General features: G+C 40.4%; 17 protein-coding genes and 1 tRNA gene. 11 read left to right on the plus strand and 7 right to left on the minus strand.

What is annotated here, in order from left to right:
* Window positions 1-32: 32 nt before the first annotated feature.
* The 8 genes from AACM45_RS12290 (at window position 33) to AACM45_RS12325 (ending at window position 12642) form a co-directional block, all read left to right on the plus strand.
* Window positions 33-764 (plus strand): LytR/AlgR family response regulator transcription factor, encoded by a 732-nt coding sequence (locus tag AACM45_RS12290; RefSeq protein ID WP_339143030.1) that lies wholly within the window; start codon window positions 33-35, stop codon window positions 762-764.
* A gap of 642 nt (window positions 765-1406) precedes the next feature.
* Window positions 1407-1775: a hypothetical protein gene (locus AACM45_RS12295; RefSeq protein WP_339143031.1), complete on the plus strand. Its 369-nt coding sequence runs from the start codon at window positions 1407-1409 to the stop codon at window positions 1773-1775.
* Between the two features lie 3 nt (window positions 1776-1778).
* Entirely contained in the window at window positions 1779-2894 is a 1116-nt protein-coding gene (locus AACM45_RS12300; RefSeq protein ID WP_339143033.1) for an efflux RND transporter periplasmic adaptor subunit, read from the plus strand.
* 88 nt (window positions 2895-2982) lie between these two features.
* Window positions 2983-6129, plus strand: a complete 3147-nt coding sequence (locus tag AACM45_RS12305) for an efflux RND transporter permease subunit (RefSeq protein WP_339143035.1) — start codon at window positions 2983-2985, stop codon at window positions 6127-6129.
* Complete coding sequence (locus AACM45_RS12310) at window positions 6116-7426, plus strand: TolC family protein (protein ID WP_339143037.1); 1311 nt, start codon at window positions 6116-6118, stop codon at window positions 7424-7426. The genes AACM45_RS12305 and AACM45_RS12310 overlap by 14 nt, the downstream gene beginning before the upstream one ends.
* A 267-nt stretch (window positions 7427-7693) precedes the next feature.
* Window positions 7694-10078 carry a TonB-dependent receptor gene (locus AACM45_RS12315; RefSeq protein ID WP_339143038.1) on the plus strand — a complete coding sequence of 795 codons (2385 nt, stop codon included), beginning with the start codon at window positions 7694-7696 and terminating at the stop codon, window positions 10076-10078.
* Between the two features lie 4 nt (window positions 10079-10082).
* Complete coding sequence (locus tag AACM45_RS12320; RefSeq protein WP_339143039.1) at window positions 10083-10907, plus strand: DUF4249 family protein; 825 nt, start codon at window positions 10083-10085, stop codon at window positions 10905-10907.
* Between the two features lie 184 nt (window positions 10908-11091).
* Window positions 11092-12642, plus strand: coding sequence for an aryl-sulfate sulfotransferase (locus tag AACM45_RS12325; RefSeq protein ID WP_339143040.1), 1551 nt, complete (start codon window positions 11092-11094; stop codon window positions 12640-12642).
* 411 nt (window positions 12643-13053) lie between these two features.
* Here the strand turns inward: AACM45_RS12325 and AACM45_RS12330 are convergent.
* The 7 genes from AACM45_RS12330 to AACM45_RS12360 all read right to left on the minus strand — a co-directional run bounded on the left by AACM45_RS12330 (window position 13054) and on the right by AACM45_RS12360 (window position 20819).
* Window positions 13054-13126 (minus strand) — tRNA-Met (locus AACM45_RS12330).
* Window positions 13127-13534: 408 nt separating this feature from the next.
* A complete protein-coding gene (locus AACM45_RS12335) occupies window positions 13535-13672 on the minus strand; it encodes a hypothetical protein (RefSeq protein WP_339143041.1) in 138 nt (45 codons plus the stop codon).
* Window positions 13672-17031, minus strand: coding sequence for a hypothetical protein (locus AACM45_RS12340; RefSeq protein WP_339143042.1), 3360 nt, complete (start codon window positions 17029-17031; stop codon window positions 13672-13674). The genes AACM45_RS12335 and AACM45_RS12340 overlap by 1 nt, the downstream gene beginning before the upstream one ends.
* Window positions 17032-17034: 3 nt before the next feature.
* Window positions 17035-17484: a T9SS type A sorting domain-containing protein gene (locus tag AACM45_RS12345; RefSeq protein WP_339143043.1), complete on the minus strand. Its 450-nt coding sequence runs from the start codon at window positions 17482-17484 to the stop codon at window positions 17035-17037.
* 53 nt (window positions 17485-17537) lie between these two features.
* Window positions 17538-18512 (minus strand): hypothetical protein, encoded by a 975-nt coding sequence (locus AACM45_RS12350; protein WP_339143044.1) that lies wholly within the window; start codon window positions 18510-18512, stop codon window positions 17538-17540.
* Between the two features lie 193 nt (window positions 18513-18705).
* Entirely contained in the window at window positions 18706-19521 is an 816-nt protein-coding gene (locus AACM45_RS12355) for a LytR/AlgR family response regulator transcription factor (protein WP_339143045.1), read from the minus strand.
* Window positions 19522-19526: 5 nt separating this feature from the next.
* Entirely contained in the window at window positions 19527-20819 is a 1293-nt protein-coding gene (locus AACM45_RS12360; protein WP_339143046.1) for a tetratricopeptide repeat protein, read from the minus strand.
* Window positions 20820-21075: 256 nt separating this feature from the next.
* Between AACM45_RS12360 and AACM45_RS12365 the strand changes: the two genes are divergently transcribed.
* From AACM45_RS12365 to der, 3 genes are all read left to right on the plus strand, one after another.
* A complete protein-coding gene (locus AACM45_RS12365) occupies window positions 21076-22470 on the plus strand; it encodes an alanine/glycine:cation symporter family protein (protein WP_339143124.1) in 1395 nt (464 codons plus the stop codon).
* A 91-nt stretch (window positions 22471-22561) separates the two neighbouring features.
* Window positions 22562-23446: a GTPase Era gene (gene era, locus AACM45_RS12370; protein ID WP_339143047.1), complete on the plus strand. Its 885-nt coding sequence runs from the start codon at window positions 22562-22564 to the stop codon at window positions 23444-23446.
* Between the two features lie 148 nt (window positions 23447-23594).
* Window positions 23595-24896 carry a ribosome biogenesis GTPase Der gene (gene der / locus AACM45_RS12375; RefSeq protein ID WP_339143048.1) on the plus strand — a complete coding sequence of 434 codons (1302 nt, stop codon included), beginning with the start codon at window positions 23595-23597 and terminating at the stop codon, window positions 24894-24896.
* The last annotated feature ends 23 nt before the right edge of the window (window positions 24897-24919 follow it).

Genomic DNA, 24919 nt, shown 5'->3' on the forward strand with positions numbered 1-24919 from the left:
ATGGATACGTGTAGGAATTTAAAGCGAAATGAATGAAATGTATTATAGTTGATGACGAACCCCTTGCAATAAGTGTCTTGAACTCTTATTGTGATGACATCGCTTTTTTAGAGGTTATGGGGGTGTTTACCAATCCCTTGGAGGCCATGGACTTTTTGGTCACACAACAAATCGATTTGGTATTTTCTGATATCGAAATGCCCCAAATAAACGGTCTAGAGTTCATAAGAACCTTAGAGAACAAACCTCTTTTCGTATTTACCACGGCATATCAGAAATACGCTATTGATGGTTTCGAACTAAACGCCGTCGATTACTTGGTCAAACCAATTCCATTTGTGCGTTTTGTGAAAGCCGTGAATAGGGCAAAAGAAACCTATGAATTAAAGAATAGAAAAGACGAAAGTAACAACGTCGTTTCCGCTGGGGGTGATAATGCTGCCAAAGATGATTTTATGTTCGTTAAATCAGAATATGGAAACATAAAGATTGAATTTGAGAACATCAAATATGTGCAGGGGCTAAAGGACTATTTGAAGATTCACATCAAAGGTCCTTCCAATAAGCCCATTTTAACCTTAATGAGTTTTAAGGAGATGGAAACGAAGATTCCGCAAAATCAATTTTTAAGGGTGCATCGTTCTTTTATTGTAAACCTGAATTATATTGATTCCATTCAAAGAAGTAAAATCGTGATTGACGATATTCGAATTCCTATCGGTGAAAGCTACAAAAGTGAATTTCTAAAAAGGGTAGGCCTTTAAGGACCGGGCTTCGATTTTGCTTTTACGATGTTCAAGTAGATACTTCGGCACCAAATGCTAAAAGACCGTTACGATAAAAAGTAACGGTCTTTTATTTCACCTTAGCCTAACTAAGACAACAATTAAAAACTATGAAAAAATAAACACTTTCTTCAAGCATTTTCTATTTGAGAAACGGAGTAATGATTTCTACCATTCCGTTAAACCGATTTAAAGTCCCTCTCAATACTCTAACATCCCTTGAAAAATTGAAATTCCGTAAGAAATCAATCGGCAATTATGATAGTTGAAATTATGTGGTTTTACTAAAAGGAAAAAAAAAGATATATCAAATGCCAAATTTTATCTTCGAAACCAGTGAACCAATCTACAAGTACTTTGAGCGACCTGTTTTTAACGCTAAAATTGTATGACCCGCACCACTTTTTTAGGGTATTGTTACAGCGACGGTACCCTACCGCTTCACAAAAGGAATCCAAAAAACATGTTCGTATAGACATTTCAAGGGTTGGTCGATTTTAGTTGATGTTCAGGCTGTTATCCAATAGTTTTGGCTAAAAATAGACTTATATACCGTCTTTGAAGTAAAATCCAAATTACTGAGTGTAAGGTAGGGTGCAAAAGTCAAAACGTAATAATAGCATGGCAATACATACTAATTTTTTTCTAGCGATCCTTAGTTTGACGTTAGCGCAATCCGCTTTATCCCAAACGGATCTGTCCGCAGCACAAATGGCAGCATATCAAGATAAATTGATGTTCGAAGCACTTGATTTAACAGAAGAGCAGCAAGCCGGCGTTTCAAGAATAAATTTGAAATATTCAAAAAAGCAGAAGGCACTTATGGATGAACCCGGTTCGATGTTTGGCAAGATAGGCGATATAAAAAGAATCAAGAAAGCGAAGAACGCTGAGCTTGAAGCGGTATTGACGGCTGCCCAATTTGAGAAGTATGAAGATGATATAGCCCCAAAGATCAAAAGCTATATGAAGGCAAATATGAGAAGCTAAACGATGAAGGGAAAGTATAGTATCCTTTTGGGCGTCTTATTTATAACCTCGGGCATTTTAGCCTTCACGTTTTTAAATAGGAAAGAGGATCCCGCTACAACGGAGGCGGAATCCGAACCGGTCGATCTTGAGGTAAAGACCCAGCTTGTAGAGTTAATCGATATTCCCTACCGTATTGAAGCGACAGGGACCTTGCAAGCCGCCGAAAAAATTGAATTGTTCAGTGAAGTACAGGGAATTCTTGAAAAAACAGCCACCCCATTTAAAATGGGCAACAAGTTTAAAAAAGGACAAGTTTTAATTGCATTGGATAGTAAGGAACATGAAGCCCAAATAAAGTCAAGTAGAAGTGATCTTATGAACCAGATTGCCGCAATGTTACCTGATATGGAGATGGACTATCCCAATGGTTTTCGAAAATGGGAAGTGTATTTAGAAGGTTTGAACGTAAACCAACGTACGCCAACATTACCAGTGTTTAGTTCAAATGAAGAGAAGTTGTTCGTATCGGGCAAGAATATTTACAATACGTATTTCAATATCAAAAACGGCGAGGAACGCCTAAACAAATATACACTGAGGGCCCCCTTTGACGGTATTGTTACCGAATCAAATGTACGGGTGGGTACCTTGATACGCAGTGGCCAAAAAATCGGCGAGTTTGTCGATGATTCGAGGTTTGAATTGCAACTTTCAGTACCGGCATCGGAAAACCGGTATTTGAAAAGGGGTATTGCCGTCGATTTGAATACCGTTGATGGGTTGACATCTTTTAGCGGAAACATTACCAGGATCAATGGAAAGATAAACCAAGACACCCAAAGTATCGCTATTGTTGTTGAGGTGGATCATAATGATTTGAAAGATGGTGAATATCTTCTGGCTAAAATTGAAGGCGATGAATTGGTCGATGTCTTTAGCTTGGACAATTCATTAATCCTAGAAAACAATCATGTATATGCAATTGAGAACGAAAAGCTGCAATTGGTGCCAGTAGAGATCCTTAATTATCAGGGCGATATGGTTATCGTCAAGGGCTTGAAGAACGGTATGCTGTTAGTAGGTGAAAAAATCGCTAATGCCTATCCAGGAATGCCAGTTAAGCCCGTTGAGGGTTGATATGATTTGTTTCCACTTAAACTGAAACGAATAAGCTTCCCATATCCGCAGTATTGAAAAGCGCATCTCACTTTATCGACGCCTATTTATGAAGAAATTTCTAGCATATTTTATCAAGTATCCGGTCGCGGTGAACATTTTCATCGTTGGATTTTTGATTTTTGGTTTCTTGGGTTATCAAAAAATGAACTCCTCTTTTTTTCCTTTGGCAAATGCCAAAACAATTCAAATTTCGGTCACCTATCCCGGTGCTTCCCCAGAAGAAGTGGAAGAAGGCATAATCGAGAAGATCGAACGAAACCTAAAAGGTGTTACTGGCATTGATCGGGTAAGTTCGGTATCCCAAGAAAATAGGGGCACCGTGACCATTGAAACACTGTCTGGCTTTGATGTCAACCTGATATTGGATGAAGTGAAGAATGAAGTGGATAGAATACCCTCTTTCCCCACCGATATCGAACCCCCTGTAATAGAAACGATAAAACCCACACGGCCTGCTATTTCATTTATAGTCACTGGTGATGGCATTCCACTTCGTATCTTAAAAGGGCATGCACAAGAGATCGAGAATGATTTATTGCGTATTGACGGTATTTCGCAAATCGCGCTAAAGGGATTTCCTGAAGAGGAAATTGAGATAGCCATCTCAGAATCCAAATTGAGAAGTTATCAGTTGACTTTTGAAGATGTGGCCAAATCCATTGCTGATGCGAATATCATTATTTCAGCAGGTTCTATAAGAACGAAAGACGAAGAGTTTTTGATTCGGGCCAATAACAAAGGTTATTATGCTGGTAAACTTGATGATATCGTGGTGAAATCATCTGCTGATGGTTCAAAAGTATATTTAAGGAATATTGCCACACTTCGCGATGCCTTTAACGAAAGTCCCAATAGACTCTTTTATAACGGTAAACAGGCCGTTCAAATTGATTTGAACAACACCAATACGGAAGACCTAATAGGTAGTGTTGATAGTGTTAAAAACTATATCGAGGTTTTTAATGCCTCTCACGATAATATCGAGTTGAAGGCTATCTTTAATACCGCGGATGCCATTCAAGATAGAATTTCTTTGTTGCTTGAAAATGCCATAATCGGAATGGTTCTCGTATTGGTCTTATTATCTTTTTTCTTAAGGCCAAGCGTTGCATTTTGGGTGGCTTTTGGGTTGCCTATTTCATTCTTTGGCATGTTTATCCTATTACCACAGTATGGGGTTACGTTGAACATGTTGTCAATGTTTGGAATGATTTTGGTCATCGGAATTTTGGTGGATGATGGTATCGTGATCGCCGAGAATATTTATAGTAGGCGCGAACAAGGGGAATCACCGATAAAGGCGGCCGTCAACGGTACTTTAGAAGTATTGAAGCCTATACTTTCAGCAATTGCAACTACCATATTGGCATTCTCGGTATTCTTCTTTTTAGGCGGACAGGTGGGCGAGTTCTTTGGTGATATCGCTATTGTCGTTACCCTCACACTATTAGTATCCCTTATTGAGGCACTATTGATTTTGCCTGCCCACCTAGCACACTCGAAGGATATAAAGAATATCAAGAAGGTCAGTAAGTTCAATCAATATGGTGAAAAATTCATGGACTTCTTACGGGATAAAGTGTACAGTCCGGTATATAAAAAGTGTCTACAACATAAGTTCTTGTCATTTTCGGTAGTACTCTTTTTATTTATCATCACCATAGGTGCCTTCACCAGTGGCCTTATTAAACTATCGTTTTTTCCGACAACGGCAAGCGATCAGATCGTAGCGACCATCAATACTCCCCAGGGGACTAGTGAACGTATTACGGATTCCATTGCTTCGCATGTTGAAAGTGCTATATGGAGGGTCAATGAAGCGTTGGGGCCCAATGAATTAAATGGGCCACATATCATTGGAACCGTCAAAAGCATAGGCCCGACCAGTTCATCAAGTAGTATTACGGTGAACCTCTCACCAAGTGAGACAAGGGCTATATCCTCAGTCGAAATTACAGATAGGATAAGGTCTACCGTAGGGCTGATTCCCTTGCTTGAAAAACTGTCCTTCAATTCAGGGGCCAATGTTGGGGGCGCACCTATTTCAGTATCCTTACAAGGAAAGGACATAACCCGAATAAATGCAGCAAAAGAAATGGTTTTCGCCGAGTTGAAACAAAACCCTGATGTTAAGGATATCACCGATTCCAGTCCAAAGGGAATCAAAGAGATCAAGTTGACATTAAAGGAAAACGCGACGCTTCTTGGCCTTACCTATAGCAGTTTAATGCAACAGGTGCGAAGTGCATTTTTTGGTAATGAGGTACAACGGGTACAACGCGGGCAAGACGAGGTGAAAATATGGGTGCGCTACGAGAAAGAAAATAGGGCCACTATCAATGACATCAATACCATTGAGATTCAGACCCAAAACGGACGTGTGCCACTGTCTCAAGTAGCTTCGTATACCATAGAACGGGGTGAGGTGGCCATTAACCACTTAGACGGAATTCGAGAGGTCACCGTAGAAGCCGATATTGCGAACCCTAAGGTAAGTTCTGCTGAGATCATGCAAGATATGGGTACTAGGGTCGCTGATATGATTGAAGCCAAGTATCCTGGGGTTACGGTTTCAGCAGAAGGACAAAACCGTGAGGCAGGCAAAATAGCGGATTCCGCGGCCGCGGTTTTTCCTGCCATTATATTTTTAATCTATGTGGTAATCGTTTTTACCTTTCGCTCTTTTAGCCAGCCCTTCATTTTATTGGCACTAATTCCCTTCACGATTATAGGGGTCGCTTGGGGCCATTACCTTCACGGATTCTCTATGAGCATACTTTCGTATTTGGGAATAGTTGGGCTTATCGGTATTGTGGTCAATGACGGTCTTGTCTTTACCAATAAGTTCAATTCGTTCTTAAAAGAAGGCCTGCCCTTTGATCAAGCACTTTATGAGACCGGGCGCGCGCGTTTCAGGGCGATTTTTTTAACCTCGATCACAACGATTGCAGGGCTGGCCCCATTGATGTTAGAGCGTAGTCTACAAGCGCAATTTTTGATACCAATGGCCATAGCTATTTCTTACGGAATTGCCATAGCCACGTTATTGACCCTATTTCTATTACCCATATTCCTTTCTTTTTCGAACACCGTTAAAGTCTATCTAAGCTATTTGACAACCGGAAAAAAACCAACCAGGGAACAAGTTGAACGTGCTATTATTGAGCAAAAAGTCGAGCATGAAGAATTTTAAGAAATTAGGGCTGCTAGTAATCGGGTTACTGGCCACTGAGGGTTCATCGCAAAGTATGCTGACCGTTGCCGATGCCATAAAAATCGCCATCGAAAGCAACTATGACGTGCGTATTGCCAAAAATGATACCGAGATAGCAGCTGTAGAGAATAGCCTGTTGAATAGCGGCTATCTACCAAGTGTATCTGCATCTGGAAATATCAGCTACTCAGATGAAACCCAAAATGTTGTTTTCTCTGATGGCTCTTTGACCGAAGTCGATGATGCCGTTACCGAGTCATATAATGCCTCAGTAACCACGGAGTATACCATTTTTGATGGTTTAGAACGAAAATTCAACGTCAGAAAAAACGCAGAAAATTTAAATTATACCAAGTTGCAAGAACGTCAGCTGATTGAAAACACGGTTGTCAGCATTTATGAGACCTATTACAATGTAGCATATCAAGCACAAGTGGTCCAAAATTTGGCATTGACCATGACCAATTCAAAAGATCGTCTGGAGCGTAGTAAGAAAAAACTAAAATATGGTCAAGCCACAAAGCTTGATCAATTGAATGCCCAAGTTGATTTGAACAATGATAGCATTTCTTATGCTTCTGCCTATAAGGATCTTAAAAATGCCAAACGCAATCTGAACCTGCTGTTGGGGCGTGAGGTGACGGTGCCTTTTGAAATAGACACGATCGTTACATTTTCGGCCCTATTGGATCAAGGTGAAGTGCTGTCAAGTGCAAACGAGAACAATATAAGTGCTTTATTGAACCGAAAAAATGTACTGCTGAGCGAATTGGATATTAAGATCAATAAAGCGAAGTACCTACCGAAAATAAATGGCAGTGCCAGTTATAATTGGAATGAAAGCCAAAACCCAATAACCTCTTTTGCACTCGAAAATGAAACATATGGAATAAATTTGGGTTTGGGCCTCACATGGAACCTTTTTGATGGCGGAGCGACGAAAACCCGCATAAAGACCTCGAAAATCACAAAAGCGAACCGGCAGATAGAACTATACAAAGCTGGGGAAGAATTGAAGACCGAAGTATACAATGCCTATGAAGACTATCAAAACAAACAGTTTGCCATAAAGGCCGAGGCTAATAATGTATTGACCAACCAACTTAACTTTAACCGTACCAAAAAGCAATTTGGCTTGGGCCAGATCGCTGCTGTTGAATATAGGCAAGCACAGATCAACTTATTCAATGCACTTAATAACGCTGCCAAGGCCAAATACGACCTAAAGATTGCAGAAATAAACTTACTGCAGTTGGCAGGTAAACTGGTTGATTGAACCAAGTGTCCGTCAAAAAAGATATACGCCAAACCTGACTGTTTTGATAGTGATGGTTATTTCTGGTTAGAACATTTTTTAAGTAAATCCCTCAACGCATTAATTCTTCCATCAGGCTTTATCTAGAAGTCGGTTTGTTCAGGTTGGTAAAGCGAAATAGGTTTAGTAGTAAAATTTTATTGTTTGGTATACACAACTAAGACCCTAGTATATAATACTGGCAAGTATGCTGAATACCACTTTATTTTGATGGAAAAAATGGACTACATGCCAAATAGTAAGGTTTTTTGCCGAATGTTCTTGACCGTATTCCTTTTGGTGCATACCGTATCATTTGCCCAACAAAAATATACCATTAGCGGAACGATATCGGAAAGTATTGGCGGCGAGACCTTAATCGGGGTGACCGTCGCACTTCCAGAACTTGGTTCTGGTGTGGTGACCAATGAATATGGGTTTTATTCCATTACACTTCCTGAAGGAAACCATAAACTTACCCTGAGTTATATGGGTTTCAAGTCCATCATAAAAGAAGTATCGCTTGTTGAAAATATAAAACTGGATTTTACCATGGTGGAAGAGGCAAGCCAATTGGATGAAGTGGTCGTTTCGCAAGATGTGGAAAAAACCAACATTCGAAAGCCCCAAATGAGTGTAAATACCCTAACAGCGGCTAGTATTAAAAGAATACCGGCCGTTCTGGGCGAGCCCGATGTCATTAAATCCATTCTTTTGTTGCCGGGTGTAAGTAATGCAGGTGAGGGCGCCTCAGGCTTTAACGTGCGTGGGGGTGCCGCCGATCAAAACCTTATCCTTCTCGATGAGGCCATAGTATTTAATTCATCACATCTGTTTGGTTTCTTTTCCGTATTCAATACAGATGCCATAAAGGACGTTAAGTTATATAAAGGAGGTATTCCCGCGCGCTATGGAGGTCGACTTTCATCCGTTCTTGATATTTACCAGCGTGAGGGAAATAAGAATGCATTCAAAATGAATGGCGGTATCGGCGCCATATCGAGTAGATTGTTGGTAGAAGGCCCGATTGATCAAGGTAGGGGCTCTTTTTTGTTTGCAGGTAGGGCTTCTTACGTGCATTTATTCTTGGCTTTGGCTGACAATGACAATACGGCCTCCTTTTACGATTTGAACACCAAATTGAGTTATGGGCTCAACGATAACAACAATATTTTTCTATCAGGGTATTTTGGAAGGGACAACTTTGGCATTGGCGATAGCTTTCTGAATACGTATGGAAACACAGTGGCAAATTTCAGATGGAACCACCTGTTCTCTGAAAAATTGTTCTCGAATCTCTCATTGATCTACTCAGATTATTTTTATGGATTGGAGTTGGATGTCAGGGGGTTTGAGTGGGAATCCCATATTGTCAACTTCAACCTAAAGTATGATTTTAAACATTACATCACCAATAATTTAAAGCTAGACTACGGCCTCAACAATATCTATTACAATTTTAAACCGGGTGAGATACAACCCAATAGTGAAGATTCAGGAATTATTGCTGAAGAACTGACCAATAAATATGCAAATGAATTTGCTGCCTATATCGATGCAGAACATAAATTATCAAAAAACCTGACGCTGCGGTATGGTCTGCGATGGAGTCATTTTACGCGTTTCGGACAAGATGAGCTCAATATTTATGAAAACGATAGTCCAGTGGTTTTTAACCAAGACTTTCAAATATATCAAGAAGCGGAGCCCTTAGGTGTTGCAAATTTTGATCGTAGTGAAACTTTGGCCACCTTTAACAATTTTGAACCTAGAATGGCCCTTTCGTACGTATTGAACGATAAAAGCTCGGTAAAGGTCAGCTATAACCGCATGGCGCAATACTTACATTTACTTTCGAATACGAACTCACCCACCCCGTTGGATGTTTGGGCACCCAGTGGACCTTTTATCGAACCCCAACTTCTGGATCAATATGCCTTAGGGTATTATCGCGAACTTTTTGACGGAAGGTTTTCTTTGGAATCGGAAGTGTTTTATAAAGACATTGATAATCGAATCGACTACATCGATGGCGCTGACCTTATTGCAAATGATGCGATAGAACAAGTTATTTTACCTGGTGAGGCAAGGGCGTACGGTCTCGAGTTGTTGTTTCGAAAAAATACAGGTCGTTTAAGGGGTTGGCTTGCATATACCTGGTCACGTTCTGAACAACGTACCCCCGGGCGAAACGAAAGTGAACCCGGTATCAATAACGGCGAATGGTATTTTACGCCCTTTGATAAAACCCATGACTTCTCGGTCAATGCATCTTATGAACTCAATGACAAATGGTCGTTCAATGCCAACTTTATTTTTCAAACGGGGCAGCCCACCAATTACCCAATTGGTCAGGTAGAACAGCTAGGGTTGACCGTACCAATTTACGGTGACCGTAATACCGAACGTTTGCCCGATTATCACAGATTGGATATTTCGGCGACGTTGACACCGCGCAAGAATAAAGGCCGAAAATTGAAGACAGAATGGAATTTCGGGTTTTATAATCTTTATAACCGTATGAATGCCGCCAGTATCACTTTTGAAGAGAATCGAGAGACCGGTCAAAATGAGGCGCTTCGCACTTCAATTTTCGGTATTGTTCCATCTATCAGTTATAACTTCAAATTCTAAACCTTTGAGAAAATATATATATCTATACGTTTTGTTTTTAGCCCTGGTCTCATGTCAAGATGTTATTGAGGTAGAGACACCTACGGGTGAGGTACGCTTAAACATCGATGCCCATTTCAGGGTCTTTTCAGAAGAGCGGATTACCGGAAAGGTCATTCTAACGGAGACCGCTAATTTCTTTGAAGAAGAAATCCCCAAGGTTTCGGGGGCGACGGTATTCGTTACTGACAAGACCACAGGGGATGTTTATGAATTTTTGGAAACGGGTTTCGGTACGGGTGTTTATGAAGCGCAAGACCTAGGTTTTTTGAATGACTTTGAAACGACCTTCGAGTTGACCGTTGTAAATAATGAAGACAGCCATGTCGCTGAGGCCAATTTGATTCCAACAGTTCCCATTGACCGTATAGCACAGGGTGATTTACAGGTTTTTAGCGATGAGGATTTAGAACTTATCGTGTTCATTACAGATACTCCGAACGAGGTAAATTATTACCTGTTTGATTTTGGCTTTGACCTTTACGAACCCATTGATGATCGTTTTTTTGATGGAAACACTTTTGAGTTTTCGTTTTTGTACACCGAAGATGATGAAGTCGACCTGCAACCCGGTGATGTGGTTACCATTACCAATGATGGGGTTGACAAACAATTTTATGATTATATCGAATTACTGTTAGAACAAACGCAAGGTGGCGGGCCCTTCGCGACTGCCCCTGCCACTGTTAGGGGTAATTTTATAAATACCGTCGACAATGCTAATTATGCCTTAGGGTATTTTCGAATTTCAGGGGCCAGTGCGCTGACCTTTACCATTCAAGAACGCTAAAGTCGTTTGATTCATAGTGAAAATGGTATACCTTCAACTTAGACGATATTTGGTACGGTAGCCCCACAGTATTGAATTTCTGAATGTTAAAAATCATATCCCTGTTTTATTTGGGGGGAGTTGACGTTTTTGTAAACGCCAGGTGTTGGGTATCTTTAAGGTAAAATTTAAATTACCTGCCGCTATGAAAAAGAACCTGGGTCAAAATCTCGTACTACTCTTTTTACTATTCTTTGTTGCCTGTTCTGAAGACGATAACATTGTCGAACAGCCCTCTGTCTCCGATATCTTTGCGACCGTTGATATCCAATTAAATCCTACGGGATATGCTCCCTTGACCGCAATGGTCAATCTAACTACGCTAGAAGATGTTGGATTGGAATTTACGGTGGTCGGTAAAAACGGCAGTGCCTCATCGATTACCCAAAGATTGGGGCAACGTGGTGACAATTTCCAGTTTGGAATATTAGGACTGTATGCGGATTATGCCAATAAAGTGGAGATAAAAGCTTTGGATGTTTCTGGTAATATTTTGGAAACCCAAGAGTTTACGGTGCAAACTGGCAGTTTGATAGCTGATATGCCACAAATTACGATAGATGTGCCTTCCAATTCAAATATTCCTGAGTTCAACTTCGTCAACTATTTTGGATTTAGCCAGGCCTTTCGGCCCCAACGCCCATTTATATTCGATCAGTTCGGTGAAATACGATGGTATTTAAATTTCTCATCACATCCCCAACTGAACAACCTGTTCTACGATAACGGAATGACGCGACTACAAAATGGGAACTTGTTGTTTGGTGATGGTTTTACCGGAAACATCCATGAGGTCGATATGATGGGCAATCTCGTAAACACCTGGAGCTTGCAGGGCAATGGATTTCATCACCATGTCATAGAAAAACCAGATGGAAACTTATTGGTCACCATAAACGATAGTAGCAAGGCGACTGTAGAAGATGTTATCGTTGAGCTGAACCGAAGTACTGGGGAATTTGACACGGTTTGGGATTTAAATAACTCATTGGATAATACAAGACGGGCATGGCCTACCGATTTGGCCGATTTGAATTTCGATTGGTTTCATGCGAATTCCATTGAGTACAGTGAAACTGACGATGAAATCATTGTTTCGGGAAGAACGCAGGGTATCGTGAAATTAAATTCCCAAAACGAGGTGAGCTATATTTTGGCACCGCATAAAGACTGGAATACCTCGGGTGATGGTGTAGCCCTATCGCAGTTTTTGCTAACCCCTTTAGATGCCCAGGGACAGGTGATTACCGATATGGATGTTCTGTTGGGCAACAGCAATCATCCAGATTTTGAATGGTCATGGTACCAGCATTCCCCTATTTTAATGCCCAATGGAAATCTAATGGTCTTTGATAATGGCGATAACAGAAATTACACGAACGCAGGCCCTTATAGTCGTGCTGTCGAGTATGAGATTGATGAGGTCAATAAAACGATACGGCAAGTATGGTCATATGGCAAAGAAAGGGGAGAAGAAACCTATGCCAGAATAGTATCGAAGGTGAGTTATCTGGGTGACAAAAACACTGTTTTATTTACGCCAGGTTCATCGGTCAATAACGGACTTCCGTCAGGTAAGGTAGTTGAGGTGGATTATAATAGTAAACAGGTGGTTTTCGAGGCCACAATACAACCACCTAATAGTGTGTTCAATATAAGTTTTCATAACGTGTTACGAATGCCGCTCTATGATTAAGTTTTGTTTTTGACGACTTAACCCCTTTCATACATTGGTTAAATTAAACAAATTGGTGTATTGGTTTTTATGTCAATATCGTGTAAAAAGACAGTATTGATATCCATACTTTAGGATGTTTGGTTTTTAGAATCATATGAAAAGTGAACCCGATAAAGAAACCTTGGGGAAACAGCTAAATATATTTTTGATTTGGCTTTCTGGGTGTTTTTACAATAAACAATACTCTAATACTATTTTTGAATGATAAAGCACGATATGAATGAGTGGATTACCTTCTCTTTTAAAGTGTGCAAATCAATGATTTGATTTTCTGAAGAAGGTTTTGCTAAACCTTCATTTGTTTTACCTACGTTGTACCCAAGACATAAAAAAAGCCCCTACGTTTTTGTAAGGGCTTGATTTATCTAGTAGCGGGAACAGGACTCGAACCTGTGACCTTCGGGTTATGAGCCCGACGAGCTACCTACTGCTCTATCCCGCGATGTATTTTCGAAGCACCATGTTGGTACTTAAATTTATTTTTAAACCCAGTTGGGTAGGTACCCTGTCCTGAGCATAGTCGAAGGATACTGCTCTATCCCGCGATGTGGACGACAAATATACAACGGTTTCTTTATTAAATCCAAATATTGTGGGATTTTAAAAACACCGTACTAAGGGATTTGCTGGTTGAACTGATCTTTTTGTTGCAAATGTTGATAAGCACATTGGCGCGCCTGTTTAAATTTATCGAAAAAAGACTCGTATATACTCATTTTTTAAATTTCTTAATAAGATTGATTACTAGTATGACAATCAAAAGTATAAGTACTATAAGTATAAGTTCTAATAGTATTTCTTTGGTTTTTAAGACTTTTGTAAGTATCATAACTTCTGGCTACACAATGATTTATTCCTTAAAATCCGATTTTTGTAGTATTCGGCCGTTGCCCTTCAACATAAAGGGAATACCAAGACCCGCAATAACGCATCTTGGTATTTCCTTATTGGGTATTGGAAGATTGCACCCTAAAACTTCGAATGCCATTACATATTATTTTGCAAGGCACTTGCCATAATATTCTGAACCTCATTACAATCGGTAATGGCCAATTCTACGATAGCTCCTGGTTTTGCGTCAAAGCCAATCTCTAGGTCTATGCCTTCTATGGCCTTGATGGTCAGTTTTGAGTTTGACGCTACTAAATTATTGGTGCCTACATTATTCGCCGCGATTGAAACATCTTCCCCACTGGAAATCACATCGGAAAAGAATAGGGACTGTTCGCAAAAGAAACTTAAATCAATGGCCTCTATACTATTTTCAGCGATAAGAAAATCCCTTTGAAAAAGAATGTCATAAAACGCACTTGCGGCATGTAGTCTGAACTCTTCCCTATTTCCTGATTCGCTATCCGCAGCAATGGGCGTATAATCAAAAAATACTTCATACGTACCACCAACGGGAATTTCAGGGGCATCAAACTTCAATACATTAAAATACATGATGTCTTCTGAAGTACTGGTGGTCAAGATATAGGTGTTTGCAGGTATAACACTGTTTGTGGTATTGTTAAGCGTTAATATCCCTTCGCTGGTAATCCCTAGAATAAGGGTTTCGGGTTTTAATTGAACATCTGGGTTGGAAAAACTCAAGGTAGGCGCCAATGCCGCAGTAGTTGGCCTGCTATGTGTATGGTTAACATCAGTTCCCTTCTTAGGTAACGTGGTTGTATGCTCAAAAGCAATCGGGTTCCACTGTACTTGCGCTTTGGAAGGTATAAAAGGAATCGAAGGTCCTTTTTTCGATTCGCTTTCAAAAACATACTTACTTTGAAAAGAGGTATGCTGGTCGTAAGAGATGGCCTTTTTGGCAAGCAAATCTTTGGCTTTCAAATTGTCTTGGTCGACCAAGGTTGCTAATTCGGGCGATAACGCTCTTAAAGAGGGGTCTATTGTAAGTTGCTGCTTGTAAAATTCCGCTATCGCCAAGGGGAAAAGAATTTGATTAAAGCTACCGAATACCTCATGTTGCCCGTCGTCAATAACCTTAGAAAGCTTTTGTTTGGTTTTTTGCAGTTTGTGCTGTAACCAAATGAGATAGCCCTCATCAATAAGCCCGTCACCATTGGTGTCTTTTGCCCAAGTATCCAATAAGAATCGTAATTCTTCTTTATTGAGCACAATACCTAAATCTGCCTTGAGGTCTTTATCGGTATCGGTGGCCAATACTAACCGGGCGGCGGTCAATACCACATCAATGTCATAAGAAATATTGTTTACCCTTAAATTGGTAACATCATTGGTGTTGGATATGGCAATAGTAGGTGTAATTTCAAGTCCGAACGTGAATTGGGGAGCGATAAACACCGATTCGTCTTTCAATCCGCGATCGGATTGATAAAATTCGCTCAGTTTTTCCAATATGGTCGAGTACATTCCTTGATCTTTTTGTTGAAGCATATCCATCCAAACATCAGAAGTGTTCAATGCCTTTACGTCATGGTTCATATAGGCTTCCAAATATGATTTGGCACCGGTTGCCGCCAAATAGGTATATTGAAATAGTTCTGCCTGCTCAGCGTCGTAAATTCCTTCTCCAATAGCTAACCCTTGGTTGGTATTGGGCACCATCAGGGCCTGCAGAAACACCTTTTCCAAAATTTTATTTTCACTTGGTTGATGGGGTGCCAACAACTTCTTAAAAAAATTAGGGTTTGCAAGATCTTGTGGGGTAATCGCTATATCTTGGGTAGCTCCTGTGTTTTGTATGGAATTCCGATTGTTTCTTCCATTGGAATCATCATCGTCATCATCAAGGCCATCAAGAAAATCCAAAAAATCCTGTACATCGTCATTGTCCTCTTTTTCAGTATCGTTGATGGCGTTTGGCCCTCCGGGAATATCCCGATTGTTGATATCCTTACTCAGCCTTTCAAGATCCCGGTTGGTCACCTCTGCAAAATTTCTAATATACTCCGTGGACAGGCTGCTGAATTTTGTGGTAATGTCAGAAGATACTACCAAACCAATAGGAAGATTGCCCTCTCCATTAAACAAACGTTCGTTCAGCGAGTTGACCTCTTTCTCTATGGCGTCGTTATCAATTTTTAGAAAGTTGGAGTGCCTTTTACCGGCAAGTTCCGCCCTATCATCCAGTTCTTCTTTAAACAGGCCGTTATCTTTAAAAACGTTACCTAAAAATTCCCATTCGTTCTCCCCCCGCTGTGTTACCAGTACCCCGCAGAACTTAAAATTGTTGATCTCACTATTTACCGCGTCCCTGGGAAAGCCCTTTGGGTTGCCACAGGATTTCAAGGACTTGTTTTGCTTTTTTGTGATCAAATTAGCTTTATCTACTCTTTCGGATATGGAAGTGAATAACCCTGTAACGCTAGGGAGAATTCTATTTTCATCTGGACCGACAATACCAATTCTGCCAAGTTGAAATCCTAAACCATTAAGAAAATTATTGGCGATGGCAGCATTGACCGCACAGAAATTAACTAATTCTCTCGAAATACCTACAGATCGTCCTGCATTACCATAAGCAAGTGTCAATCTGTCTATGAATTCCCTCGGAGAAATATCTTCTGCCTCTTCCCCTAGTATTTCCTCTGCTGTTGAGATGGCAGAACCTAGTCCTTCAGCTCCTATCTGTTTTAGGAGAGCATCTGTCAAAGCATTTTTTATAAAGTCCTCAATTGGGGAAAGATCCAATGCATCTTCATCGAGGGTTTGAATTTTTGGAATTTCGATTGTTCTTTTTGGCTCCCAATTCAACAATGCTGCTCTAGCGACATCAGGAGGAATATTGAAATCGACCATAATATCCGATCTTAAAATACCTCTTGTTTCTCCTGATAGGGATAGACTTTGAATTCCATTGGTTCCAAAAACATAGTTTTGAGCTTTTGCAAATGCAAGTCTAGCCGGTCGCGCAACACGGGACTGTCTATTGATAATTTGCACATCATCTTCAGTAATAATGACCCTAGGTATGATGCTATCTGTATTTCGGGCATCAAAAAAACCTTCATTAGGGACCAAGGTTTCAACCGCAAGTTTCCACAGTGCAATAGTCTCTGGAATGTGATTGATTGCATTATTGACAGTATTCAAAAAATTTCTTATTCCATCATTGTTGATATCCCCTCCAACTGTAAAACCTTGTTTTCCATCATCAAAAAGAACAATTTGGGTAGAATTGTCTCGATTGGTCCAAAGAATACCTTTACTGCCATTGGAAGTCGTAACATTGAAATTTGTTTGGCTTATCTGAAATTGATTTCGAGACAATATTTCAGTTATTGGGGTTTGGTTTTGACCATAACCAAGAATTGTATTTAAAAAGAGGCATATGAGCATACCAAAAAAATACAGACAATTGTTTGTTTTAGTCTTCATGATTTAATTTTTTATAATTTTCTTGGTTATCCGTCTTCCACCTTCGAGTTCCACGACCACGAGGTACATTCCGTTGGGTAAAAGAGCTACATCGTAGGTGCTACTATTTGCCGCGGCACGAAGTTGTGGCACATTGGTTCGGGTTCCAGCCATAGTGTAGAAAACGACCTGCTTAATGGCCTCTTGCGTCCCAATGGTAATATTGATTTGGGCAGTGGTCGGATTGGGATAGGCGGACAATGTCAACGCCGAGGTCGCTTCTTTTGGATTTACATCGGCTTCCAAGACATAAATAATCTCTAAAGTTTTCAATTCTGCTGAAATGGGTTCCCCTGGCCGTACTTGGTATCCTGGACTACTTTCTTGTGCTTGGGCCATGGCAATACTCCATAGTAACAGTAGTGCTGCCATACGGTATACCATAGCATGGCGGCCCATATCTCGTTGTTTCATATCATTTGTTTTTAAAGGCTGTTCCAGTTTCTTGGAACAGCGCAAGGGTTAGGCTATTTCTTGGAGATGAGTTGGTCTACTTTTGCCGCTAGTGCCGTTAAACGCTCTTGTTGTATGGCTAATTGTTTTTCTTGGGCTATGGTATACAGCGTAAGTTCCTCCACCTTCTCCAAAAGGGCCTTGTTGATAGCGGCCACATCAAAACCGTTTTGCGCGGCTATCTGTTCGGCAGATGGTATTTCGGGCAAGTGCTTGTTGGTCTTGATAAAAGCCTCCACTTCGCTTAGGGGGCGGAGCTGATAATCGGCTTCAAACACATAATCAGGCCAATTGTCCACGGTCTGTATCTTCATGCCAGTAGCCAAAACCCTACCGTCGACCGCCAATGGAAATCCGATAGGGGCATTAACATCCCCTATGGCGAGACGGGCTCCCCTGATACCTAACACATTTTCATTTTCCAGGATGATTCGGGCATCAAAGTCAGCATCAGCAGTATTGGCTACATTGTTCGAAAAATCAATATACGGGGTGTTCCCGGTACGCAATTCTATCCTATGGTTAACACCATCACTGCCAAAACGGGAATGGAAATTGGCCTGGCCGTTTTTGCCGCGTGCAATGAATTCCCTATCTGATCTAACGTTACCATTTACGTGAAAGCGCTCTTGGGGGCTATTGGTCAGAACACCGATATTACCATTATTGACCATCTTCATCAACAGACGTTGGTCACTTAAGGGATTGGTATTGTTGTATCTTCTAAATACCAAACTATTTCCTTCTTGACGTTGCAAGAAAACCGAACTTGCCCCAGAATCGGCATTTCTGGCGTCAAACAAAATATAAGGACTGTTTCCACCGCCTTGGGTTGCATTTAACCGTAATCCTAAGCTGCCCGAGGGTAAGTCGGCCTTATAGGGTTGGCCATAGGCACTTTCAATGGACAATATCATTAGAATAAAAAAAATCAAGAGTAGTTTTTGTGCTGTTCCATAGCGTTGAATAGGAAGTACTGTTGTTTTCATAACTTTTAATTTTAGAATAATCGTTGGATTTTTAGTTCCGTAAAGATTGCGCTAAAAAAAAGTTGTAATCAACAATTTGTGGGCAAGTACAGAAAGCTGTTGCGAATGACAAGCTTTTGGGATGAATTACAATCTTCTTGTAATTCATCCCAAAAGCAACACTATTCTTAAAGAAAGTAAATAATCTTTGTGATTAATTAGGGAGGGACGCTAAAACCTTGATTACGATATCACGTCTACTTCTAGAAACGGGTAAACTCAAATCTTGGTTTTTAAAATGTAGTTTAGCATTGTTCGCATTTCCCGTAATTGATTTTACTTGTGACATATTCACAACATACGATTTGTGGCTACGAATCATATAGTCATACGGAATTTGGGCCTCAACGCTTTTTAAGGTCATACGCATAAGCTTATGCGATATGCCTTGAGGAGTAATAAAATAAAATTCAGAATAATTTTCACTAGACTTGATGTAGAGAAGTTCGTCGACGGGTATGATCAGGTTTTCATTAAGCAATTCCCCCTTTATATTCAACTGTTCTTCAAAGCTTGTAGGCTCTTCCTTTAAAGATACAGACATGATTTCGTCAACATTTTGAACCTTAGCCCTGAAAATCAGTAATGATGTTAAAACCAAAATAATTTCAATAGCAAAAAATTTGATAAGTAGTGGATTGAAAAATGACAATTCATATTGTAGTGCATACACCCCAAATTTCGCTATGGTCAAACAACATGTCAATGCAAGTAATAAGAATACACTATTGGTTTTCCATTCGATTTTAAAAAGTGTAGGAACCATTTCTGGAAGAATAAATACCATTAGCAGAATAACCGACAATGACGTTAACGTGAAAATAGCCAATTGAACGTAATAAATACTAGGGTCAATTGGAATCCATTTGAAAGTTCCAGAAAGCACACCTGCCACAATGGTAAATAGTAAGACCGTGATAGTGAAATAGGTCTTTTTTAAAAGTGGAAAAGTGAAAATGTTATGTTGCAAAACGATTAGCTATAGTTGAGGTCAATAGATTTCTTTTTTTGAAACAGAATGACTAACAAAACAAGTTGGCCGGCTAGCAATGAAAATAGTAAAAGTAGTACGCCATTCGATTTTTTGTATAACCTTTCCTTAAAATCAAAAAGATCGGCCTGTTCATCAAATTGTTCGGCATATTTTTCTTCTAGAATCATGTCATCATCTTGAACCTTCTCTTGTTGTATTTTGAGGTCAAGTAATTTGCTCTTGAACTTTAAAATATTTGGGGTGTCTTTGTTATAAGAATATATGTCTACAAGAATTTTACAAGCTTCAATGGCTTCTTCATGAAAAAAAGACAATTCGGCTTCTACAAGAGTAGCTAATAGAATTTTCTCGGCTAAATCGTGTTTTCCAGTGCTGACATATATTTCCGCACGGATGATTTCATTGGTACTTTGGGCAGGTTTATCTTTGGATTTATTTAGATAGATTAACGCGCTGTCGAGCAATGACAGTGATCGTTCAAATTGTTTTTGTTCATATGAAATATCGGCTTTCAAGGTTAGCGCTTTACCAAGTCTGCGAAAATCTTTTGAACCAATACTGATGTTTAGGGCACTATCAGCGTATTTTGTGGCCAGGGAATATTCCTCCAATTCGAAATTCATTAGAGCGATGTTAAAGTACAATATACCTAAAGTGTTCTTCTTTTCTAACTGTTTTATTGTAGGTATCGATTTCAGATATTCGGATTTTCCATATTCAAAGTCGGAATTACTGGCATAGACATTCGCTTTTGAGATATTGATATACACCAGTTCCTCCGAAATGTTGTTTTTTTCAAAAATTGATTTTGCCTTATTATAATATTTTAGTGCTAACGGGTAATGTCCCATTACAGCATAAACGGTACCAATATGCCTATTCGTTTTCCCCAGTTTTAATTCATACACTTTAAGCTTTTCTGGGGATGGGTCTTGTGCCAATTCAATTTTAAGGATTTTTTGTGCTTCAAAGAAGTTGGTCAAGGCTTTGTCAATGTTTCCTTGGTACCTAAAAGAGGTACCCAATCGGTTTCGTGCACTTACCCGACCCAAAACATACCCTTCATTGTCTGCCAAATGTAAAGCCTTCTGAACAGCCTCAAAAGCACGATCAATATTATTTTTGTAAAATTTTTCATGAAGTTGAAGTAAAGAATCCACTTCTTTAATGGTATTCTTCTGATCCGTGCCTTTACCGGTCTCCATTTTTTTAGGAATTGTGGCTCCGCTTAACGTGATAAGTACCAATAAATAAAGAGCAATTTTACATTTCATTTTTTGGAATTACCAAATAAGGACTATGATTAATCGTCGGAAAGCAAGATAACCAAAAAAATATAGAGACGTAGGGCTTTTCCCGATCATGTTGAATTGCTGTGCGGTTAAGGTATTTTATGGTCAGTCATATAGGTGTTAAGTGGAACAGTCTCAAAACCCATGGCAAATGATATAAAATTTTAGATAGTTGAAATAGGATAATGATATGGTCCCTAACTAAAAACTTTTCAACGAAATGGCTACCTTCGAAACCATGGAACAACTTAACGACTTTTTGGTAAAGGCCATTTCGGGTACCGAGTGGCCCATGTTTATCTTATTGATTGGCGGGGGGGTCTTTTTGGTCTTATACTCGAAATTCTTGCCTTATCGATTCTTTGGCCATGCCATTGCCATTACCAGGGGTAAATATGATGATGCAACTGCCAAAGGGGATGTGAGTTCACTTCAAGCACTGTCCGCTGCCGTTGCGGCTACCGTTGGTTTAGGTAATATTTCGGGTGTGGCCATTGCCATTCACGATGGCGGACCAGGTGTCGTTTTTTGGATTTGGATGACAGCTCTTATCGGCATGTGCATCAAGTTTTATTCCTGCAGCCTTTCGATTATGTACCGTGGTCATGATTCCGATGGTAATCTACAGGGAGGGCCGATGTACTATATCACCCAAGGCTTGGGTAAAAAGGCAAAACCGCTGGCTATTTTTTTTAGTCTTGCCGGGCTATTCGGGTTTCTTGGGGTCTTTACGGCAAACCAGTTTACAGAGACCTTTATGAGTGTAATCGTTCCTGAAGAAACGATTATGGCCTTGGGCGATACTTCCGAGGCTTCTTCGTTCAATTGGAAACTACTGATTGGTTTTGTGCTGGCCATTGTTTCCTCATTGGTCATTTTCGGGGGATTGAAGAATATTGCCAGGGTGGCCACCGCCATCGTACCGTTTATGGTCATGGTCTATTTGGTAGCGGTTGTGGTCGTAATGGTATTGAATGCTTCCCAAGTATTACCATCCTTAAAATTGATCATTACAGAGGCATGGAATTTTAAGACCATCGTTACCGGTGGATTTTGGGGTCTGGTCATTATTGGTGTGCGTAGGGCCATGTTCTCTAATGAAGCAGGTTTGGGCTCGGCGCCAATGTACCACGGACAATCAAAAAATGACGAACCCATTCGCGAAGGTTTAGTGGCCATGCTCGGTCCGTTCATCGATACGATCTTGGTCTGTACGTTTACAGCGGTGGTCATTATTTTAAGCGGTGCTTATTTGGAAGATTCCAGCGGAATCGTAATGACCTTACAAGCCTTTAGAACCACCCTGTTCGGTTTTGGTGATGAGCTGCTGATGGTCATCGTTGCGGCCTTTGCATTATCCACCCTATTCACCTATTCGTATTACGGGGTAAAAAGTCTATCATATCTGACCAACGCTAAAATAGGGAAGTTGTACAATGTTTACTTTGTGATTATGATCGTTTTTGCGGCCGTAGCGTCATTGGAATTAGTGAAAAACCTAATTGACCTTTCTTATGCCCTTATGGTGATTCCGAACATGATCGCCGTACTGCTATTGGCCCCAAAAGTCAATAAAGAGGCAAAAAAGTATTTTCAAAAACTAAAAGATGAAATGGGTCGTAGCAATTCTTGATGAACATGAAGATAAATAAGTATTAGCGAATTACATTTTTGTATTTAGCGAAGTCGAAGAATGACCTATTAAAGACAATCAAAATAAATAGATGAAAAAGCATAAAGCAGGTTTCGTAAATATTATCGGTAACCCCAATGTAGGCAAATCCACGTTAATGAATGCCTTTGTTGGTGAAAAGCTGTCCATTATCACGTCTAAGGCACAGACGACTCGGCATCGTATTTTGGGTATAGTGAACGGTGCTGATTTTCAAGTCATTCTTTCCGATACACCAGGTATTATCAAACCTGCCTACGAGATGCAGAATGCCATGATGGATTTTGTGAAGTCAGCCTTTGAAGATGCCGATGTATTGCTCTATATGGTTGAGATCGGTGAAAAAGGCTTGAAAGACGAGGCCTTTTTTAAGAAAATCAAACAGAGTAAAATACCCGTACTACTCTTACTGAACAAAATCGACACCTCTGAGCAAGCTATTTTGGAAGCGCAGATACAACACTGGCAACAACTACTGCCAAGGGCTGAAATCCATCCGATATCAGCGTTGGAGAATTTTAACGTCAAAAAAGTTTTTGAACGAATTTTAGAGCTGCTTCCCGAGGCCCCGCCGTACTATCCAAAAGACCAATTGACCGATAAGCCCGAGCGGTTTTTTGTCAATGAGACCATTCGAGAGAAAATCCTTTTGCACTACAAAAAAGAGATTCCCTATGCCGTCGAAGTCGAAACGGAAGAGTTTTTCGAAGAAGAAACCATTATAAGGATTAGGTCGGTGATTATGGTCGAACGAGATACCCAAAAAGGAATCATCATTGGGCATAAGGGTGCCGCTTTAAAAAGGGTCGGGATTGAGGCCCGAAAAGATTTAGAGCAATTTTTTGATAAGCAGGTGCATATTGAGTTGTACGTTAAGGTGAACAAAAACTGGCGCAGTAATACCCGGCAATTAAAGCGCTTTGGATACAATCAGTAGCAGCCTTCAGGCTCTTTCAAAACCTGCTATCAAAGTTTTGGGATATTTTTTAAGGACTTCCATTTGAGGTTTTCCTTTAGACTTATCCATGCGCCAAAAGGCCTATTTCCTTTGGAAATAAGCCGTACTTTTGCCAAAAATATCGGAGATGGGCGCAATTGTAGCCATTGTAGGAAGACCTAATGTTGGCAAATCAACCTTTTTTAATCGACTGATCCAAAGGCGTGAAGCCATTGTTGATGCAGTAAGCGGGGTAACCCGCGACCGTCATTATGGTAAGACGGATTGGAATGGAAAGGAATTTTCCATAATAGATACTGGTGGTTATGTTGTGGGCAGTGATGATATTTTTGAAAAAGAAATCGACAAGCAAGTAGAATTGGCCATCGATGAAGCCGATGCCATAATTTTTATGGTGGATGTGGAGTCTGGAGTAACTGGAATGGATGAAGATGTCGCTAAATTGTTACGCCGAGTGGACAAGCCTATATTTTTAGCCGTCAATAAGGTCGACAACGGACAAAGGGAAGCCGATGCGGTCGAGTTTTATGCTTTGGGACTTGGCGAATACTTTAGCTTATCAAGTATCAATGGTAGTGGAACAGGGGAATTGTTGGATGCCTTGGTCGAAGTGCTGCCAGAGAACGTGATGCCCGATGATGAGCTACCACGCTTCGCTGTGGTTGGAAGGCCCAATGCCGGAAAATCATCCTTCATCAATGCCTTGATAGGTGAAGATCGCTATATCGTAACTGATATCGCAGGCACGACTAGGGATAGTATCGATACCAAATACAATCGCTTCGGGTTTGAATTCAATCTGGTCGACACTGCCGGAATTCGACGGAAAGCCAAGGTGAAGGAAGATTTGGAATTTTATTCCGTCATGCGGTCGGTTCGAGCCATCGAACATTGCGATGTCTGTATCTTATTGTTGGATGCCACTCGTGGGTTTGACGGACAAGTACAGAACATCTTTTGGCTGGCCCAGCGCAACCATAAGGGTATTGTGATCTTGGTAAACAAGTGGGATTTGGTCGAAAAGGAGACCAACACGGTACGTGACTATGAAAAACGTATTCGTGAGGCCATGGAACCTTTTGTTGACGTACCTATTCTGTTTATTTCGGTACTGAACAAACAACGCATCTTTAAGGCGATTGAAATGGCCGTCGAAGTCTATAAAAACCGTTCAAAGAAAATCGTTACTAGAAAACTTAACGATATCATGCTGCCGATCATTGAGAACCGGCCGCCACCAGCTTATAAAGGGAAATTCGTAAAGATCAAATTTTGTACCCAATTGCCCACGCCTTATCCACAGTTTGCTTTTTTCTGCAACCTGCCGCAGTATGTGCGCGAACCCTATAAACGGTTTTTAGAGAATAAACTCCGTGAACAATTTGATTTTACCGGGGTACCTATGACCGTATTTATGCGGAAAAAGTAAGGGATTGCATCTTTTTTTGCTTT

This window comes from Croceitalea sp. MTPC5 (assembly GCF_036985505.1).
Lineage (GTDB): Bacteria > Bacteroidota > Bacteroidia > Flavobacteriales > Flavobacteriaceae > Croceitalea.